The 420-nt window shown below is 56.9% G+C and carries 1 protein-coding gene; it reads right to left on the minus strand.

Annotated features, from left to right (window positions below; translation table 11 throughout):
- A partial coding sequence (locus E0D98_RS25910) for a relaxase/mobilization nuclease domain-containing protein (protein ID WP_165941081.1) occupies positions 1-420 on the minus strand: 420 nt, incomplete at both ends.

A 420-nucleotide genomic window follows, 5' to 3' on the forward strand; every position in this document is an offset into this window, starting at 1 on the left:
TTCAGCCTGAGATTACGCCCGCCCTCCGGGTCGGCGATACTGATACTGCTCCTGGTTGTCCTCACCACCTCAAAACCTGCCGCTGTAAGCGCCTCAGTGACATCCTGACGCGTTTTTAGCGCTCCGGTATGGTAAAGAGCCTCCAGCCCCCTCGTAATCGCTTCTGCGGCCTCCTGTTTCGCTTTCGGCAGATTATTCGGAGTGACAAGTGTCCGCCTGTTCTCCGGTGCGTTCGGGTCGTGCAGCCCGTAATGGTGATTCACCAGTGTCTGCCAGGCATTGATTCGCGGACGGTCCGCTCGGTCGTAATAGGGCTGGAGCCGTTTTCCGCTCGCCAGCTCCATATTCGGGATGACAAAATTCAGCTCAAGACGCCCCTTGTCCTGGTGCTCCACCCACAGGATGCTGTACTGATTTTTT

It is taken from the genome of Escherichia sp. KCJ4928, from assembly GCF_004352695.1.
Classification (GTDB): domain Bacteria; phylum Pseudomonadota; class Gammaproteobacteria; order Enterobacterales; family Enterobacteriaceae; genus ECMA0423.